At 72.5% G+C, this 13,654-nt stretch carries 14 protein-coding genes; 4 read left to right on the forward strand and 10 right to left on the reverse strand.

What is annotated here, in order from left to right; translation table 11 throughout:
* Nucleotides 1-141: 141 nt before the first annotated feature.
* The 3 genes from ACWD4U_RS28910 to ACWD4U_RS28920 form a co-directional block, all read right to left on the reverse strand.
* Nucleotides 142-933 (reverse strand): DUF3710 domain-containing protein, encoded by a 792-nt coding sequence (locus tag ACWD4U_RS28910; protein WP_363461735.1) that lies wholly within the window; start codon nt 931-933, stop codon nt 142-144.
* A gap of 154 nt (nt 934-1,087) precedes the next feature.
* Nucleotides 1,088-1,555, reverse strand: a complete 468-nt coding sequence (gene dut / locus ACWD4U_RS28915; RefSeq protein WP_363461733.1) for a dUTP diphosphatase — start codon at nt 1,553-1,555, stop codon at nt 1,088-1,090.
* The gene (locus ACWD4U_RS28920) at nt 1,552-2,139 is read right to left on the reverse strand and encodes a PaaI family thioesterase (protein ID WP_363461731.1); all 588 of its coding nucleotides are present in this window, start codon (nt 2,137-2,139) and stop codon (nt 1,552-1,554) included. Before ACWD4U_RS28920 ends, dut begins: the two co-directional genes overlap by 4 nt.
* Nucleotides 2,140-2,245: 106 nt before the next feature.
* Between ACWD4U_RS28920 and ACWD4U_RS28925 the strand changes: the two genes are divergently transcribed.
* A complete protein-coding gene (locus tag ACWD4U_RS28925; RefSeq protein WP_449787343.1) occupies nt 2,246-2,695 on the forward strand; it encodes a DUF3093 domain-containing protein in 450 nt (149 codons plus the stop codon).
* A gap of 260 nt (nt 2,696-2,955) precedes the next feature.
* On the opposite strand, the gene ACWD4U_RS28930 is transcribed toward ACWD4U_RS28925, so the two are convergent.
* From ACWD4U_RS28930 to ACWD4U_RS28945, 4 genes are all read right to left on the reverse strand, one after another.
* Entirely contained in the window at nt 2,956-3,255 is a 300-nt protein-coding gene (locus tag ACWD4U_RS28930) for a DUF4193 domain-containing protein (RefSeq protein ID WP_014138508.1), read from the reverse strand.
* A gap of 527 nt (nt 3,256-3,782) precedes the next feature.
* Nucleotides 3,783-4,757, reverse strand: a complete 975-nt coding sequence (locus ACWD4U_RS28935) for an acyl-ACP desaturase (protein WP_363461727.1) — start codon at nt 4,755-4,757, stop codon at nt 3,783-3,785.
* A 202-nt stretch (nt 4,758-4,959) separates the two neighbouring features.
* Nucleotides 4,960-6,273, reverse strand: coding sequence for a sensor histidine kinase (locus ACWD4U_RS28940; protein WP_363461725.1), 1,314 nt, complete (start codon nt 6,271-6,273; stop codon nt 4,960-4,962).
* Between the two features lie 41 nt (nt 6,274-6,314).
* Nucleotides 6,315-6,968, reverse strand: a complete 654-nt coding sequence (locus ACWD4U_RS28945; RefSeq protein WP_363461723.1) for a response regulator transcription factor — start codon at nt 6,966-6,968, stop codon at nt 6,315-6,317.
* A gap of 446 nt (nt 6,969-7,414) precedes the next feature.
* Between ACWD4U_RS28945 and ACWD4U_RS28950 the strand changes: the two genes are divergently transcribed.
* Nucleotides 7,415-7,600 carry a hypothetical protein gene (locus ACWD4U_RS28950; protein ID WP_363461721.1) on the forward strand — a complete coding sequence of 62 codons (186 nt, stop codon included), beginning with the start codon at nt 7,415-7,417 and terminating at the stop codon, nt 7,598-7,600.
* A gap of 100 nt (nt 7,601-7,700) precedes the next feature.
* Here ACWD4U_RS28950 and ACWD4U_RS28955 read toward each other — a convergent pair whose 3' ends face one another.
* Both ACWD4U_RS28955 and ACWD4U_RS28960 read right to left on the reverse strand, forming a co-directional pair.
* Nucleotides 7,701-8,501, reverse strand: coding sequence for an inositol monophosphatase family protein (locus tag ACWD4U_RS28955; protein ID WP_363461719.1), 801 nt, complete (start codon nt 8,499-8,501; stop codon nt 7,701-7,703).
* Nucleotides 8,502-8,518: 17 nt separating this feature from the next.
* On the reverse strand, nt 8,519-9,658 hold the full coding sequence (locus tag ACWD4U_RS28960; RefSeq protein ID WP_363461717.1) for a ferrochelatase: 1,140 nt from the start codon (nt 9,656-9,658) through the stop codon (nt 8,519-8,521).
* A gap of 205 nt (nt 9,659-9,863) precedes the next feature.
* Between ACWD4U_RS28960 and ACWD4U_RS28965 the strand changes: the two genes are divergently transcribed.
* Nucleotides 9,864-11,120, forward strand: coding sequence for an MFS transporter (locus tag ACWD4U_RS28965; protein ID WP_363461715.1), 1,257 nt, complete (start codon nt 9,864-9,866; stop codon nt 11,118-11,120).
* A gap of 32 nt (nt 11,121-11,152) precedes the next feature.
* On the opposite strand, the gene ACWD4U_RS28970 is transcribed toward ACWD4U_RS28965, so the two are convergent.
* Complete coding sequence (locus tag ACWD4U_RS28970) at nt 11,153-11,839, reverse strand: hypothetical protein (protein ID WP_363461713.1); 687 nt, start codon at nt 11,837-11,839, stop codon at nt 11,153-11,155.
* A gap of 527 nt (nt 11,840-12,366) precedes the next feature.
* Here ACWD4U_RS28970 and sepH point away from each other — a divergent pair.
* Nucleotides 12,367-13,464 (forward strand): septation protein SepH, encoded by a 1,098-nt coding sequence (gene sepH, locus ACWD4U_RS28975; protein ID WP_363461711.1) that lies wholly within the window; start codon nt 12,367-12,369, stop codon nt 13,462-13,464.
* The last annotated feature ends 190 nt before the right edge of the window (nt 13,465-13,654 follow it).

Consider the following 13,654-nt stretch of genomic DNA (forward strand, 5'->3'; position numbering starts at 1 on the left):
ACCGGTGTTTCCTCGAACTCGCCTTCGTTCGCCCCTCTCGGCGCGACTCCGGAACTGTACGGGTACCGGCGGCCGCGAAGCAAATCCGCCCCCGCACGCGAACGGTGCGGGGGCGGAAGGGGACGCGGGACGTCCGGAAGGTCAGCGGACCTCGGTGATCTCGGGGCCCCGGGAGAACGGGTCGATCGAGCCGCCGGCGTAGGGGGACTCGGGCTCCGCGGGGGCGGCCGCGCCGTCGGCGACCATCTGGGCGTCCTCGGGGAGCTTGAGGACGATCGGGTCGCGGGGCGCCATCGGCGACTCGCCGCGGACCACGACGGTCTGGCGGAAGACCTCTTCGAGGATGCCGGCCATCTCGGGCTGGACGGCGGCCTGACCGGAGATCACGCCGCGCAGGAACCAGCGCGGGCCGTCGCAGCCGACGAAGCGGACCAGCTGGAAGCCGCGGTTGCCGTCGGGGAGCTGGACGGGGACCTGGGCGCGCAGGTGCCAGCCGAGGTTGCCCTCCTCCTCCTCGATGACGCCGCCCTGGCCGGTGATGCCGGTGGCGATCTCCTCGCGGACCTCGGGCCAGATGCCCTCGGACTTGGGGGCGGCGAACGCCTGGAGCTGGATGGCGCTGTTGCCGAGCACCAGGGTGGCGGCGACGATCGAGTCGCCCGCGACCTCGACGCGCAGTTCCATGCCCTCGACGCCGGGGATCAGCAGGCCCCCGAGGTCGACGCGGCCCTCTTCGGGCTTCTCCAGCTCGGAGACGTCCCACGGCCCGTCCGGGCGCGGGGCCGGCGGAAGGCCGACCCGCTCGGCCGGGTCCGGTTCGGTGTCGTTCTCGCTCTCGGCGGAACCCTCGACGTCATCGGCCGTCTCGTCGGCGCTGATGGCGTCCTCGGCGAGCTGCTCGACAGCGTCCTCGCTCTTGCGACGACGGAACACGGTCACTGTCCTTCCCGGTCCAAGACCGAATCCAAGACCGAACGCGAAATACCTGCTACCTGCTACCCATCAGACCGGCCGAAAACCGCGGCGAACCGCACCGCTTCCACCCGCTCGTCGTGCCAGCCCGGCCGGAGCCGAGACCGCGGGAATGCTAGACCGCGGCGTGACCGCCGGTCGAGCCGAACCCGCCATCGGACCGGACCGAACCCGGGAGCTCGCCCACCTCGTGGAAGCGGGCCTTCTCGACCTGCTGGATGACCAGCTGGGCGATCCGGTCGCCTCGCTTGAAGGAGACCGGCTCGCGCGGGTCCAGGTTGACCACGATCACCTTGATCTCACCACGGTACCCGGCATCGACCGTCCCCGGGGCGTTCACCAGTGCAACTCCGCAACGCGCGGCCAGTCCGGACCGGGGGTGGACGAACGCCGCGTAACCGTCCGGTAGCGCGATGGCGATACCGGTGGGGATCACCGCCCGCTCGCCCGGCTTCAGTTCGGCGTCGACCGTGGTGCGCAGGTCCGCTCCGGCGTCACCGGGGTGCTCGTACGCGGGGAGCGGGAGCTCCGGGTCGAGGCGGCGGATCAGGATGTCGACCGGGGGGCGGACGGGGTCGGTCACGGGTTCACCTCGAAGGCTCGGGCTCGCTTGATCAGGTCCGGGTCGTCCAGGACCTTCTGCACGTCCTCGGGACGACCGTGCGTGGTGAAGTGTTCCAGCTTCACCTGGATGAAGAGAGCCTGGGCGCGGATCGCGACCGGTCCGTCGGGGCCGCCGATGCGGCCCTCGGCGGCGCTGTAGACCTTGCGGCCGTGGACCCCGGTCACCCGCGCGTGGATGTGCAGCACGGAGTCGACGGGGACCGGACGGACGAAGTCGGTCTCCAGCCGGCCGGTGACGGCGGGGGCGCCGAGCAGCCAGTTGAGGGTTCCGAGGGTCTCGTCCATGGCGCTGACCAGGACGCCGCCGTGGGCGAGTCCGGGGCCGCCCTGGTGGCCCGGCTTGACGGTGAACTCGGCGGTGACGTCGAGCCGGTCGCCGGCGGTGGCGGTGAGCTGGAGGCCGTGGGGGTGGTGCGGGCCGCAGCCGAAGCAGTCCTCGTAGTGGGTGCCGATGACGGTGCCGGGTGCGGGGGCCTGCGGGGAGCGGGGCGGGAGGACGGCCTCTGCGGGCGGCGTGGTGGGGGTGGCGATGGGTCCGTTCACAGCGGCGACCTTACCGGCCGGTAGCTTTCCGGCGCAGCATCGTCCGGGGTGCGTCGCGGGGCCCCGGGGGCCGGGCCGGGCGTGTGGTGCGCCCACAATGGACGGCATGTACGACGAACGTCTCACCGTCCCGCGCTCCTGGTGGCTGCTGGCCCTCGCGCTCGGGCTCTCGCTCGCGCTGATCCTGCTCAGGTTCAGCGAGGTGGCCGCGCTGGTCGGCCTGGTGGTCGGGGTGGCCGCGGGCGCCGCGGCGCTCAGCGGCTACGGCTCGGCCCGGATCCGGGTGGTGCAGGGCTCGCTGGTGGCCGGGCAGGCCAGGATCCCGGTGAGCGCGCTCGGGGCGGCCGAGGTGCTGAACCCGAAGGAGGCGGTGGCCTGGCGGTCGGTGAAGGCCGATCCGCGGGCCTTCATGCTGCTGCGCAGCTACGTGCCGACCGCGCTGAAGGTCGAGGTGACCGATCCGGCCGACCCGACGCCGTACCTGTACCTGTCGACCCGCTCGCCGCAGCGGCTGGCGGACGCGCTCAGCGAGGCGGCCGTCGGCCGCGCCCGCTGAGTCCGGGGCCGGGGTACGGCCGGAGCGGCCGAAGGGCCGGAGAAAACCGGAAGGGACGGTTCCCGCGTGGTGGCGGGACCGTCCCTTTCGGCGTTTCTCGGCGAGCACTGCGTGGCAGGCGCGCAGCTCGCGGCCTACCGGGTGCGACCGCTCGGGACGGTCGCTGATGCTGCCTCCGGCCTTGCTGCTCAAGGCCGGACGGGGCGGCGTACCGGGCCGGCGGAGGGGTCTCGCCCGCCCGGGCCTGTGCCGCGCCGTTTTCAGGCGCCGCAGTCCCGGCAGATCGGCTGGCCGTTCTTCTCGCTGTAGAGCTGGCTCCGGTGGTGCACCAGGAAGCAGCTCATGCAGGTGAACTCGTCGGCCTGCCGGGGCAGCACGCGAACCGACAACTCCTCGTTGGAGAGGTCGGCACCGGGAAGCTCCAGGCCTTCGTTCGCGTCGTACTCGTCGACGTCGACCGAGCTGGAAGCCTTCTCGTTCCGGCGGGCCTTCAGTTCCTCGATGCTGTCCTCGTTGAGGTCGTCATCGGTCTTGCGTGGGGTGTCGTAGTCCGTTGCCATGTTTCGCTCTCCCCCTTTGGGTGTGTGCGGGTATCTCCAGCGCACGTAACGCCTGGGGGGCCGGTCTTGTGCCCGACCCGAGGCCGAGATTGTGCCTTACTTCAAGCCCTGTTACTCAATCGACACCCAGTCGGGGGCCCGTCAGGGTGATCGAACAGGGTCCGAACACGATCCCTCGGATGGGTGAACCAGGGCGGGCCGTGGCATCCGGTCGACTACCTACGGTAGCCGCCCGGAACCGACCGGGTCGGCAACTGCACGCTGCGGGACGGAATTTGACGACAGGTCGACTTGTCCGTGAATGCCCGGCGACATGACGCAGCGCAACCGAGTGGCCCGAACGGGTGATCACCCTCAAGGGGGACGCAAACGGATCGTACGCCGCGGTGTGAGCTTCGTCACATTGGCGCCGATGACGGGCGTTTGACGCGAAAACGGGCCTTTCGACCCGGGCTCACTCCGGTCGGATCGTCCGCTTACCGACCGTTGTGCCCGGGTCGGTTCCGGACCGGTCCCGGCACCCGCCGTCAGGCGCGGGCGGCGGCCGCGGCGGCGCGGCGGGCGAGCAGCGCGGCCTGGCGCTCGTCGAACTTGGTGGCCTGGGCGTCCAGGCCGTCCAGGAAGGCGCCGAGCTCCTGCTGGGCCTGGCTGCCGACCGGGCCGAGGCCGCCGATCTCCATCACCTTGAGGTGGCGCAGCACGGGCTGCAGCACGTCGTCGTGGTGGATGCGGAGGTTGTAGATGCCGCCGATGGCGATCTGGGCGGCGGAGCGCTCGAAGCCGGGCATGCCGTGGCCGGGCATCCGGAAGTCGATCACCACGTCGGCGACGGCGCGCATGGCCTCGTCGGGGGCGAGCTCCAGGGCGGCCTTCAGCAGGTTCCGGTAGAAGACCATGTGCAGGTTCTCGTCGTTGGCGATCTTCGCCAGCAGCTGGTCGCAGAGCGGGTCGCCGGAGTGGTGGCCGGTGTTGCGGTGGGCGATCCGGGTGGCCAGCTCCTGGAAGGCCACGTAGGCCACCGAGTGCAGCATGCTGTGCGAGTTGTCGGACTGGAAGCCCTCGGCCATGTGCGTCATCCGGGCCCGCTCCAGCTCGACCGGGTCGACCGCCCGGGTGGCCAACAGGTAGTCCCGGATCGCTATGCCGTGGCGGCCCTCCTCGGCGGTCCAGCGGTGCACCCAGGTGCCCCAGGCGCCCTCGCGGCCGAACATGCTGGCGATCTCGTGGTGGTAGCTCGGGAGGTTGTCCTCGGTGAGCAGGTTGACCACCAGCGACACCCGGCCCAGCGGGGTCACCTTGGACTGCTCCAGCGACCACGCCTCACCGCCGAGCACGCCGTCGAAGTCCCGCCCCTGGCTCCACGGCACGTACTCGTGCGGCATCCATTCCTTGGCGACCTTGAGGTGGCGGTTCAGCTCGGTCTCCACGACCTCTTCGAGCGCGAGGATCAGCCGGGCGTCGGTCCATGCGGTCGTTGCGGGGCGCTGCGGGGTGATGGTCACGGCGGTAGCTCCTGCGGGTGGGACGGGCTCACCTACGGCTGCGTAGGTTACGTAACCGTAAGTTGATCCGACACCAAATGACAAGCCGCCCCTGTCCAGCGCTTATGTCGTTCCGACACAGGCTGGACGGGGGCGGCTGAGGCCTTCGGATTGCTCCGAACGGCGTACACGGGCCACTGGCGGCCCGGGAGCGGGTCGACGACTACGGGATACGGACCTGCACCCGCAGGCCGCCTCCGGGGCGGGCAGTGGCCTCGATGGTGCCTCCGTGTGCCCGGACCACCGAGCGGACGATCGACAGGCCGAGGCCGACGCCCTTGTCACTGCGGGTCCGGTCGGCGCCCTTGACCCGGCGGAAGGGCTCGAAGATGTGCTCCAGCTCGTAGCCGGGGACCACCGGGCCGGTGTTGCTGACCACCAGCTCGCCGCCCCCGCCCGGGACCGCCCGGGTGGTGATCTCCACCCAGCCGTCCGGGCTGTTGTAGCGCACGCCGTTCTGCAGCAGGTTGAGCGCGATCCGCTCCAGCAGCACGCCGTTGCCGTGCGCCGGGGCGGGCGCCAGCTCGGAGCGCAGCTCCACCTCGCGGGTGCCGGCCTCCGGGCGGATCTGCTCCACGGCGCGCAGCGCGACCTCGGAGAGGTCGACCGCGCGGCGGTCGGTGATCTCGTTCTCGCTGCGGGCCAGCAGCAGCAGGCCCTCGACGAGCTGCTCGCTGCGTTCGTTGGTGGCCAGCAGGGTCTTGCCGAGCTGCTGCAGGTCGGGCGAGGCCTCCGGGTCGGCGAGCTGCACCTCCAGCAGGGTGCGGTTGATCGCCAGCGGGGTGCGCAGCTCGTGCGAGGCGTTGGCGACGAACCGGCGCTGCGAGTCGAAGGCGCGGTCCAGCCGCTCCAGCATCTCGTCGAAGGTGTCGGCGAGTTCCTTGAACTCGTCGTCCGGGCCGTCCAGCTCGATCCGGCGGTGCAGGTCGCTGCCGGCCACCTCGCGGGCGGTGCGGGTGATCCGGCCGAGCGGGTGCAGCACCCGGCCGGCCATCGCGTAGCCGACCGCGAACGCGATCACGGCCAGGCAGACCAGCGCGGTGAGCGCCTTGCGCAGCAGCGTGGACAGTGCGGCGCTGCTGCGGGTCGCCTGGTAGTTGTCCATCCACTTGTCGAGGGTGGCCTGGTCGGTGATCCGGGTGCCGTCGGGCAGCCGGAAGGTGACGTCCTGGCCCAGGGTGAGGTGCGGCAGCTGGTTGTCCTGGAACGCGGTCCGGACGAAGTAGTACATCAGCAGCAGCAGGACCACCCCGGCCATCAGGAACATCCCGCCGTAGAGCAGGGTGAGCCGGATCCGAATGGTGGGGCGCAGCGACAGCCAGGCGAACAGGCCGTCGCCGGGGTGGTAGGTGTCGTCCCGCCGGCGGGCGCCGCCCGGCTCGGAGGGGCGTGGGGGGTGCGGCGGGCGCGGGGGCACCTGGCCGGGGCCCTGGGCGGGCGCGCCGGGGGCCCCGCCGGGTGGTGGCGGGGTGGTCATGTCGGACGGGTCCTCTCAGCCGGGGCGGTGGTCGGCGGGGGTCACACCCGGTAGCCGGAGCCGGGCACGGTGACGATCACCGGCGGGTCGCCGAGCTTGCGGCGCAGGGTCATCACGGTCACCCGGACGACGTTGGTGAAGGGGTCGGTGTGCTCGTCCCAGGCCTTCTCGAGCAGCTGCTCGGCGGAGACCACGGCGCCGCCGGCCCGCATCAGCACCTCCAGGACGGCGAACTCCTTGGGGGCGAGCTGGACCGGCTTGCCGTCGCGGATCACCTCGCGGCGGCCGGGGTCCAGGCTGATCCCGGCGCGTTCCAGCACCGGGGGCAGCGGAACGGTGGCGCGGCGGCCCAGCGCCCGTACCCGGGCGACGAGTTCGCTGAAAGCGAACGGCTTGGGGAGGTAGTCGTCGGCGCCGATCTCCAGGCCCTCGACCCGGTCGCTGATGTCGCCGGAGGCGGTCAGCATGATCACCCGGGTGGCCAGGCCCTGTTCGACGATCTTCCGGCAGACGTCGTCGCCGTGCACCAGCGGCAGGTCGCGGTCGAGCACCACCACGTCGTAGTCGTTCACGGCGATCCGCTGCAGCGCGGCCTCCCCGTCGTAGACGACGTCGACGGCCATCGCCTCGCGGCGCAGGCCGGTGGCGACGGCCTCGGCGAGCAGCTGCTCGTCCTCGACGACGAGTACCCGCACGGCGGTTGTCCCTTCTCTGGAGCGGCCCAGACCGTGACGCCCGTGCGGGCCGTGGTGCACCGGGCGGCGGATCCGGACACGCGGATCCGACGGTGCCTCCATCCTGCCTGGTCGCGCGGTAAACAAGGGGTAAGTCCGGTGTGCCGGTGGCGAAAACGGAGTCGCCGGCTGCCGGTTGGACTGTGACCCGGGCAACTTTCCGGCCCGTCGAGGTTTCCCCCGCGCGGGGGCGGGGAGGACAGGTGCACACCGCGATACCGCCCTGCACGGATCGCGGCCACCACCCGCCGAGTGCCCCATCCGCACCGGTCTGGGCTCGAAAGCCTTCGGAACTCGGCCGCCGCGCCGTCTCCGCGCTCCCCGCCCGGGAGTGCCGGTTCCGGTTTTCGGTCCGTGCCGGGGGGTTGCCCGGACCGAGCCCGTCCGACACAGCAAAGGGGGCCCGTATGGACGCCTTCACCACCGGAATCCTTCAGCGGATCAAGAACGCCGAGCAGGATCTGCACCGCGCGATCGAGTCCGGGGACGAGTTCCTGGCCGAGGTCGAGCAGTCCGAGCTGGAGGACCTCCAGCGTCTCGCCGCCGAGCACGGCGTGGACACGGTGCACGGTACGCACCGCTCCGCCGCCTGACCTGACCTGATCTGATCCCCACCCGCACCAGCGAGCCCTGGCACCGTACCCGTGCCAGGGCCCTTCGCTTTCTCGGGGCGTGCCGAGTCCGCCGCCGGGCTCAGTCGTGCCAGGCGCCGAGTTCCTCCAGGCGGGCCTGCAGCGGCTCGAAGACGCCGGGCGGGGCGGCCACCGTGAGCTCGCCGTCGGCGGGCAGGCCGGGGCGGGAGCCGGTGAGCGCGCCGGCCTCGCGGGCGATCAGCAGTCCGGCCGCCCGGTCCCAGGGGGCCAGGCCGCGCTCGAAGTAGCCGTCGAAGCGGCCGGCCGCCAGGTCGCACAGGTCGACCGCGGCGGCGCCGGCCCGGCGGATGTCGCGCACCTCGGCCATCAGCGCCTGCACCACTTCGGCCTGGCGCACCCGGCGCTCGCGCAGGTACCCGAAGCCGGTGGCGACCAGCGCCGTCCCCCAGGCCGCGGCCGGACGGACCGTCAGCTGACGTCCGTTCAGGAACGCCCCGCCGCCGCGGACCGCCTGGAACAGCTCGCCGCGGGCCGGCACGTAAACCACCCCGACCACCGCCTCGCCGTCCAGCTCGGCGGCCACGCTTACCGCCCAGGAGGGCAGCCCGTACAGGTAGTTGACGGTGCCGTCGAGCGGGTCGACCACCCAGCGCACGCCGGAGGTGCCGGGGCGGTCGGCGCCCTCCTCGCCGAGGTAGCCGTCGGCGGGGCGGCGTCCCGAGATCAGCTCCAGGACCAGCTTCTCGGAGGCCAGGTCCATCTCGGTCACCACGTCCACCGGGCTGCTCTTGGTGGCGGCCACCCCGAGCTCCTCGGGCCGGCCGTCGCGCAGCAGCTCGCCCGCCTTGGTGGCCGCCTCGACGGCGGTGGCGAGCAGTTCGTCCAGCAGGGGGTCGGTCACGGCGGGAGTCCTCCGGGTCATCGGGCTTGGGCGGCGGCCGGGCGCGGCGCGCGCGGGTTGGGGCAGCAGGCGAGGGCGCACACGTCGTGGCTGGCCCCGCACGCGCCGAGCGCGCGGCGGGCGACCGGAACGCCGCGCTCCACCGCGGCGCGCTCCAGCACCAGCTCGCGCACGGCGGCGGTGAAACGGGGGTCGGCGCCCACGGTGGCGGCCCGGGCGACCGGCAGGCCGAGCTCGGCGGCGCGGGCCACCGCCTCGGTGTCGAGGTCGTACTTGACCTCCATGTGGTCGGAGACGAACCCGATCGGCACCATCACCACCGCCGGGGCGCCGTCCGCCCGCTGCGCGGTCAGGTGGTCGCAGATGTCCGGCTCCAGCCACGGGATGTGCGGCGCGCCGCTGCGGCTCTGGTACACCAGCTCCCACGGCCGGTCGGCGACGCCGGTGGCCTCGGCCACCGCCTCGGCGATCAGCCCCGCCACCTCCAGGTGCTGGGCCACGTACGCCCCGCCGGGGGTGCCGCGGGCCGGGTCGTCGGGGGCGCCGGAGCTCTCCGCCATCGCGGTCGGGATCGAGTGCGTGGTGAACGCCAGCCGGGCGCCGGATCGGACCGCCTCGGGCAGTTCGGCGAGCGCGGCCAGGGTCGCGTCGATCATCGGCTCGACGAAGCCGGGGTGGTTGTAGAAGTGCCGCAGCTTGTCGACGGTCAGCTCCGGCGCGCCCTCCTCGGCCAGCACGGCCAGCGCGTCGGCCAGGTTCTCCCGGTACTGCCGGCAGCCCGAGTACCCCGCGTACGCGCTGGTGGCCAGCACCAGCACTCGCCGGTGCCCGTCCGCGGCGATCTCCCGCAGGGTGTCCACCAGGTACGGGGCCCAGTTCCGGTTGCCCCAGTACACCGGCAGGTCCAGGCCGTGCTCGGCGAAGTCCTTGCGCAGCGCGGCCAGCAGCTCGCGGTTCTGCGCGTTGATCGGGCTGACCCCGCCGAACAGGAAGTAGTGCTTGCCGACCTCGGTCAGCCGCTCCTTCGGGATGCCCCGCCCCCGGGTCACGTTCTCCAGGAAGGGCACCACGTCCTCGGGGCCCTCCGGCCCGCCGAAGGAGAGCAGCAGCAGCGCGTCGTACGGCGCGTGGTCGGTGAGGATGCGCGTGTCGGACATGGCTCCGATCCTGCCACCCGCCACCCGCCGCCCGGTGCCCGACCGGCAGGCCGGTCCCTGACGGACCGTCGGGCCGGACGCGGGCGGCTTATCCGGGTGCGGGCGCTCCGTCACGGTTCGTAAGCTGTGATGACGAGAGTCGTGCCTTACGCCGAGCCTTGCCCCGAGCTTGACCCCGAGCCTGACCCACCCGACGGAGCCACCCGTGCTGTCCAGTTACCGCCAGATCTTCGCCGCCCCCGGCAGTCTGGCCTTCTCCTCCTCCGGCCTGATCGCCCGGTTGCCGATCTCGATGACCGGGATCGGCATCGTGACGATGCTGTCCGAGATCAGAGGCTCCTTCCGGATCGGCGGCGCGCTCTCCGCGGTCCTGGCGGTCTCCGCCGCGATCCTCGGCCCCCGGATCTCCCAGCTGGTCGACCGCCACGGCCAGCGGCGGGTCGCCCTCCCGGCCACCGCGGTCACCGCCCTGGCCGCCGCCGGCCTGCTGCTCTGCGCCCGGCTCGGCGCGCCCGACTGGACCCTCTTCGTCTTCGCCGCCGGCATGGGCGTGATGCCCAGCACCGGCTCGATGGTCCGCGCCCGGTGGGCCCACCTCTACCGCGACGAGCCGCCCAAGCTGCACACCGCGTACTCCTTCGAGGCCGTCGCCGACGAGATCTGCTTCATCGTCGGACCGATCCTCTCGATCGGCCTGGCCACCACGCTCTTCCCCGAGTCCGGCGTGCTGCTCGCCGGGGTCTTCCTGATCGTCGGCATCCTGCTCTTCACCGCCCAGCGCGGCACCGAGCCGCCGGTCCATCCCGCCGCCCACCGCACCGGCGGCTCGGCGATCCGCTCCAAGGGGCTCCAGGTCCTGGTGGTCACCTTCATCGCCACCGGCGGCATCTTCGGCTCCGTCGAGGTGGTCACCGTCGCCTACGCCAAGGCCCAGGGCCACATCGGCGCCTCCACCGTGGTGCTCGCCGTCTACGCGCTCGGCTCCTGCCTGGCCGGCGCGGTCTTCGGCGTCCTCAAGCTGACCGGCTCGATGGCCTGGCGCTTCCTCATCGGCGTCACCGTGATGGCCGCCGGCATGGTCCCGCTGATCCTCTCCGGCCTCTTCCTGCACGGCACCGCCGGACTCACCGCCGTAGGCGCCTCGCTCTTCCTGGCCGGCCTCGCCATCTCCCCCACCCTGATCACCGCGATGGCCCTGGTCGAACGGCTGGTCCCGGCCTCCCAGCTCACCGAAGGCATGACCTGGACCACCACCGGTCTCGCGATGGGCGTGGCCGTCGGCTCCTCCCTCGCCGGCTGGGTGGTCGACGCCGCGGGCGCCCCCGCGGGCTACTGGGTCCCCACCGCCGCGGCCGCGTTCGGCGCCCTGGTCGCCTACCTCGGCCTCCCCCGCCTCCGCCACGGCGTCGCCACCGCGGCAGCGGCGAACGAAGTGAACCTGGTGAAGAGCACCCAGGGCTGACGGCCCGGAGAACCCTTCGGGCGAACAGACCGTCAGCCCACCGGCGTGGTGCTCGGACCCGGGCTGACCAGCCCGTCCTGCGCGCCGGGCGTGACCGCCGCCCCGGCCGACGCCGCACCTGACGGTGCGTCGGCCGAGGGCGAGGGCGACCCGGAGGGGGTGGCCGAACCGGACGGGCTGGGCGAGGAGTTCGGCGAGGGCGAGCCGGACGGGGTGGCCGCGGGCGAACCGGACGGCGTGGTGGACGGGGCGGTGCTCGGCGATTTCCCGGGCGCCTCCGGCTGCGGGGCGGAGGGCTTGGACGGGTTGAACGAGGTGCCGCCGCCGGACTGCCCGGTGGTGATGGCGTTCAACGGTTTGCCGGCCGCGAGTTCCACCGCCGTGATCGGGACCATCGCCACCACGAAGACCAGCGCCGATACCGCGGTGTACGACTTCCAGGTCCAGCGCCGTTTCGCGCGCAGCACCCGGGGTTTGTTCCAGTCCTGGCTGATTCCGTTCGCCGGCGCCGGGCCCGGAAGGATCGGCTCGGCCCTTTCCGGATCGCGCTCCACCGCGTTGCGCAGTTGTTCCCCGGTGTGTTTGAAGAGGTGCTGGAAGACCGCGCTTCCGACGGTGGCCCCCACCGAGACCACGGCAGCGCCGAGTATCGTTCCGTACACTCCGAGTTCCGAGGCCAGCACCGCGCCGACCACCGCCGCCAGGGCACTCGCCGCCACCTGAGCAACCGTCAGATCAAGCCGTCTGCGCTCCCGCCGCTCCGCCCCTCCGGCCGGTCCGTGCGCGAACTGCTCCCTCTGCTGCGGCATCCCTGTCCCCGGGTCGGCGTGTCGAAATCTCGAACAAGTCTCTCCATCTTGCCCAAAGAAGGACACAAGGGTCGAAAATCTGGTTCCTGCCGGTCGATATATGTGAAGATGATCACCGTCCACTGATCGCACGCGCGTCTTCGGGGTGCCCACCCGTGAGATTCCGATGATTCGCGGGAGACTTGAGCGGCGAGCCGCCCCTGTGGATGCCACGAATGGAGTACTGTTCGTGGAGCCTGAGCCTTCGGTCCCGTTGTCGACTGCCCGTCAGACGGCGGCCCGGAAGCCCGGGATCGATGTCGACCGGCGACGTGGCAAACAGGCAACCGTGCCACAGCGGCGCGCCCGGGCGAAAGCCCGACACGCCGGGTAACTCTGCAAGGTTGTGGCCAGTCGCCAGCGGGCAGGCCACACTCAGTACGGGAGCAGCGACGCAGGTGACGTCGGCAGGCACCACCCGGGAGGTAACCGTGCCCGAACTGCGCGTCGTGGCCGTCAGCAACGACGGCACACGGCTGGTGCTCAAGGCTGCCGACAGCACGGAGTACACGCTTCCGATCGACGAGCGCCTGCGCGCCGCCATCCGGGGCGACCGGCCCCGGCTCGGCCAGATCGAGATCGAGGTGGAGAGCCACCTCCGCCCCCGTGACATCCAGGCGCGGATACGAGCCGGTGCCTCCGCGGAGGAGGTCGCCCAGGCCGCCGGCATCTCGGTGGAGCGGGTCCGCCGCTTCGAGGGTCCGGTGCTGGCCGAGCGCGCGTTCATGGCCGAGCGGGCCCGCAAGACGGCGATCCGTCGGCACGGCGAGTCCACCGGCCCGCAGCTCGGCGAGGCCGTCGCCGAACGCCTCACGCTGCGCGGCGCGGAGAAGGACAGCGAGCACTGGGACTCCTGGCGCCGCGACGACGGCACCTGGGAGGTCCGTCTCGCCTACCGCGCCGACGGCGAGCCCCGCAGCGCCAGTTGGTCCTACGACCCGCCGCGGCGGCTGGTACAGCCGAACGACGACGAGGCCCGCGCCCTGATCGGCGAGAACGTGGAACGCGAGGAGGACTCGGTCTTCCCGTTCATCCCGCGGATCGCCCGGCTCCCCCAGGACCGCCCGTCCCGCCCGATGATCGAGCGTCCCTCCGCGGACCGGATCATGCAGCCGCGCGAGGTCCGGGAGGTGCGGGAGGCCCGCGAAGCCCGCGAGGCGGTCGCCGAACGGGACTCCCTGACCAGCCTGTTGGACGTGGTCCCCGCCTACCGCGGCGACCTCACCCCGATCGGCCCCGCCGTCGAGACCACGGTCGCCGAGGAGGTGGAGGAGGTCGAGGAGACCGCCGCCACGGCCGCCCCCGCGGCCAGCGTCGGCGCGGGCTCCGCGTACGCGGACATCCTCATGCCCCGGTCCGTCGCCCCCCACCGCGAGCGCCTGGTCGGCACCACCGACCGCCAGGCCGAGGCGGACGGCGTCCGCCCGGGCCGGCGGGCGACGGTGCCCAGCTGGGACGAGATCGTGTTCGGGTCGCGCCGCAAGAAGCCTGAATAGCAGGGGCCCCTCCGGGGCCCTCTAGGGGCCCTGGGGGTACCTCCCGGCCCCCCTTGGGGCTGGGGGCGGAACGGCGGGAGTGCGTGGCGGTCAGGGTGCCGGGGCGCTGCGAGGTCTGGGCGCATAGAGGTCTCCCAAGACCTACAGCCGAGGTGAGACCGTCAGGCACTCGCCTCGCAGTTCCCCGAGC

The organism is Kitasatospora sp. NPDC002522 (genome assembly GCF_053595195.1).

What these genes read in the sequence shown, in the direction of transcription:
- ACWD4U_RS28925 (WP_449787343.1), top strand. Translation starts at nt 2,246, where the DNA reads ATGTACGACGAACGTCTCACCGTCCCGCGCTCCTGGTGGCTGCTGGCC.
- ACWD4U_RS28960 (WP_363461717.1), bottom strand. Translation starts at nt 9,658, where the DNA reads ATGTCCGACACGCGCATCCTCACCGACCACGCGCCGTACGACGCGCTG.
- ACWD4U_RS28940 (WP_363461725.1), bottom strand. Translation starts at nt 6,273, where the DNA reads ATGACCACCCCGCCACCACCCGGCGGGGCCCCCGGCGCGCCCGCCCAG.
- ACWD4U_RS28930 (WP_014138508.1), bottom strand. Translation starts at nt 3,255, where the DNA reads ATGGCAACGGACTACGACACCCCACGCAAGACCGATGACGACCTCAAC.
- ACWD4U_RS28950 (WP_363461721.1), top strand. Translation starts at nt 7,415, where the DNA reads ATGGACGCCTTCACCACCGGAATCCTTCAGCGGATCAAGAACGCCGAG.